The sequence below is a fragment of the Neisseria sp. P0021.S005 genome (assembly GCF_051956955.1).
In genome coordinates this window covers 1-3,459 of the sequence record NZ_JBQCWY010000314.1, presented here as the reverse complement: position 1 = coordinate 3,459, position 3,459 = coordinate 1, and the positions used below count along the sequence as shown (strand labels likewise).

Below are 3,459 nucleotides of genomic sequence, written 5' to 3'. Positions count from 1 at the left end.
GGCCTTGATGATTCAAGGCCGTCTGAAAATAAACCATATAAAAGCGCCTGAATGTATTGAGGTGCTGCATATTGTAGATATTTAAAAACATGACAGCCACCGACTTCATTCAAATCATTGGGACAGCCGCGTTTGCCATTTCCGGCTATTTGGTCGGCTACAACAAGCGGTTGGATGTACTCGGTGTCGTCATTACTGCGTTACTGACGGCTGTCGGCGGCGGCATGATACGCGATGGCTTGGTCGGCCGGATTCCGCAAGTGTTTTTGCAAACCGATGCGCTGATAGTTGTATTTGCCACGCTTGCCATCGCATGGTTGATAAGGGTGCAACGTTATCGCAGCACCTATTTGGCTGCTGCTTTTATTATTGCCGATGCCATCGGTTTGGCAGCGTTCAGCATTACCGGCGCACAAATCGGTATGACCTTGCAGCTCAATTTGTTCGGCGTTATTTCTTTGGCTTTTGTGACTGCCGTTGGTGGCGGTATTGCGCGCGATATTTTGGTCAATGATGTGCCGATGATTTTGCGCACCGACCTTTACGGCAGTGTAGCCATTTTGATTGGCGGGCTGATTTATCTGTTCGGGCATTTGGGCTGGATTAATATTTTTACGTTAAACCTGCTCTTTGCCGGCGGATTGTTGTTTCGCCTGACTGCATACCGTTTCCATTGGCAACTGCCCGGTTTCCAACGCCGCAGGAAATAAACTTATCTTATCAGACGGCCTATTATGTTTTTTATTCAGGCCGTCTGAAAAACGAATCACTCATTTAACCGATTAACTTTTTTTCGACAGAAAGACCCTTATGACTTGGGAAACCGTAATCGGACTGGAAATCCACGTCCAACTCAACACCCAATCCAAAATCTTCAGCGGCGCATCCACTGCATTCGGTGCCGAGCCTAATGCCCACGCCAGCGTGGTTGAGTGTGCGTTGCCGGGCGTATTGCCGGTAATGAACCGCGAAGTCGTCGAAAAAGCCATCAAACTCGGTTTGGCTTTGGATGCGAAAATCAATCAGAAAAACGTGTTCGACCGTAAAAACTATTTTTATCCTGATTTGCCAAAAGGCTATCAAATCAGCCAGTTGAATTTGCCGATTGTAGAACACGGCAAACTGGAAATCGTAGTGGGCGATGAGGTTAAAACCATCAATGTTACCCGTGCGCACATGGAAGAAGATGCGGGTAAATCCGTGCACGAGGGTTTAAACGGTGCCACCGGTATTGACTTGAACCGTGCCGGTACGCCTTTATTGGAAGTTGTCTCCGAGCCTGAAATGCGTTCCGCAGCCGAAGCCGTGGCATACGCTAAAGCGTTACACGGTTTGGTAACTTGGCTGGATATTTGCGATGGCAATATGGCGGAAGGCTCGTTCCGCGTTGATGCCAACGTATCTGTCCGTCCGAAAGGTCAGGCAGAGTTCGGTACACGCCGTGAAATCAAAAACCTCAACTCTTTCCGCTTCTTGGAACAAGCCATCAATTATGAAGTGGAAGCGCAAATTGAAATCTTGGAAGACGGCGGTAAAGTACAGCAGGCAACCATGCTGTTTGACCCTGAAAAAGGCGAAACCCGTGTGATGCGTTTGAAAGAAGATGCACATGATTACCGCTATTTCCCAGATCCGGATTTGCTTCCGGTCATTATTTCAGACGGCCAATTGCAAAAAGCCAAAGAGCAAATGCCAGAGTTGCCGCATGAAATGGCGGCGCGTTTTGTTGTCGATTACGGCGTGTCTGACTATGATGCGCGCCTGTTAACTGCCAGCCGCGCTCAAGCCGCCTATTTTGAAGAAGCAGCCAAAGCCTGCGGCCAAGGTAAATTAACGGCGAACTGGATGAACGGCGAGCTTGCTGCTACTTTGAACAAAGAAGGTTTGGAATTAGCTGGAAGCCCGATTACGGCTCCACGCCTTGCCGAGTTGGTTGCTAAAGTTGCAGACGGAACATTAAGTAGCAAATTGGCGAAAAAAGCTTTTGAAGCAATGTGGGCCGAGCCTGAAGCAGGTATTGCCGAAATCATCGAAAAACATGGCTTGCAACAAATTACCGACACTGGAGCAATTGAAGCGATGGTGGATGAAGTGTTGGCAAATAATGCGAAAGCCATTGAGCAATTCCGTTCCGGCAATGAAAAAGCCTTGAATGCGATTGTCGGCCAAGTGATGAAAGCAAGTAAAGGCAAGGCCAATCCTGCTCAAGTTCAAGAGTTGATTAAAGCCAAATTAGCTTGATAGATAGGACAGGCCGTCTGAAAAATAGGTCTTATTTTTCAGACGGCCTTTATTTTTGATTCTAAAATTATTCTAAATACCATGACACATACTATTACCTTATCAGATCAAATAACATTTACGGCAAACGATGATGAAACCGTTCTTGCTGCTGCGACCCGTCAGAATTTAAATCTGCCCCATTCTTGTAAAAGTGGCGCCTGCGGACAATGTAAGGCCGAGTTGATGAGTGGTGAATTTGAAATGGGCGATCATATTGATAAAGCCATCAGCGAAGAAGAAAAAGCGCAGGGCAAAGTGCTATTGTGCTGTACTACTGCGAAGAGCGACCTGAAAATCAATGTGCAGGGGTTTAATCCGAATGCTTTGCCAGTGCGCACTTTGCCTGTACGTATCGAAACGATTGAAATCAAACATGATGTTGCTTTGTTGAGATTGGCTTTGCCTAAAGCCCCATCGTTTGCATTTTATGCAGGGCAGTATATTGACTTGTTGCTTCCGGGTAATATTAGTCGCAGTTATTCAATCGCCAATTCACCTGACCAAGAAGGCGTTTTGGAGTTGCATATTCGGAAACGAGAAAATGGCGTATGTTCGGAAATGATTTTTGGTGCAGAGCCTAAAATCAAAGAAAAAGGCATTGTCCGCATTAAAGGCCCATTGGGTACGTTTACTTTGCAAAAGGACAGCGATAGACCGATTGTTTTGTTGGCAACGGGTACAGGTTACGCACCTATCCACAGCATCTTGCTTGATTTGATTCATCAGAATAGCGAACGTCAGGTTCATTTTTACTGGGGAGCACGTCAGCAGGAGGATTTGTACGCATTGGAAGAAGCAGAAGCATTAATAGGCCGTCTGAAAAATGCGAAATTCTTGCCTGTTCTTTCTAAGCCTGATTCTGAATGGAAAGGGGAGAGTGGATATGTGCAAAACGTTGCAGCACAAAATTATCCTGATTTGAGCCAATATGAAGTTTATGCTTGCGGGTCACCAGCCATGACGGAGAATGCGCAAAGTTTGCTGACTCAAAATTGCGCTTTACCGGAAGATGCCTTCTTCTGTGATGCTTTTTCACCGGCATAGTGATGTGTATACAGGATTTATATGTTTGAATGCAGCTGTTAAGAGTAAAATTTGACGGCAATCTATTTGAAGAGGAGAGTGTGTTTTTACACACTCTTTTTTCTATGTGGAAGTTATTGCATGGATGTTTAT

Annotated in this window: 3 protein-coding genes; all 3 read left to right on the top strand. The window is 45.9% G+C overall.

The features are described 5' to 3' along the window. Positions 1–89 precede the first annotated feature (89 nt). Positions 90–710 carry a trimeric intracellular cation channel family protein gene (locus ACTHUE_RS13350; RefSeq protein WP_004520129.1) on the top strand — a complete coding sequence of 207 codons (621 nt, stop codon included), beginning with the start codon at positions 90–92 and terminating at the stop codon, positions 708–710. 100 nt (positions 711–810) lie between these two features. Further along, on the top strand, positions 811–2,241 hold the full coding sequence (gene gatB / locus ACTHUE_RS13345) for an Asp-tRNA(Asn)/Glu-tRNA(Gln) amidotransferase subunit GatB (protein WP_070459844.1): 1,431 nt from the start codon (positions 811–813) through the stop codon (positions 2,239–2,241). 81 nt (positions 2,242–2,322) lie between these two features. Beyond that, positions 2,323–3,327, top strand: coding sequence for an FAD-binding oxidoreductase (locus ACTHUE_RS13340; protein ID WP_070459847.1), 1,005 nt, complete (start codon positions 2,323–2,325; stop codon positions 3,325–3,327). Positions 3,328–3,459 lie beyond the last annotated feature (132 nt).

What these genes read in the sequence shown, in the direction of transcription:
- ACTHUE_RS13350 (WP_004520129.1), top strand. Translation starts at nt 90, where the DNA reads ATGACAGCCACCGACTTCATTCAAATCATTGGGACAGCCGCGTTTGCC.
- gatB (WP_070459844.1), top strand. Translation starts at nt 811, where the DNA reads ATGACTTGGGAAACCGTAATCGGACTGGAAATCCACGTCCAACTCAAC.
- ACTHUE_RS13340 (WP_070459847.1), top strand. Translation starts at nt 2,323, where the DNA reads ATGACACATACTATTACCTTATCAGATCAAATAACATTTACGGCAAAC.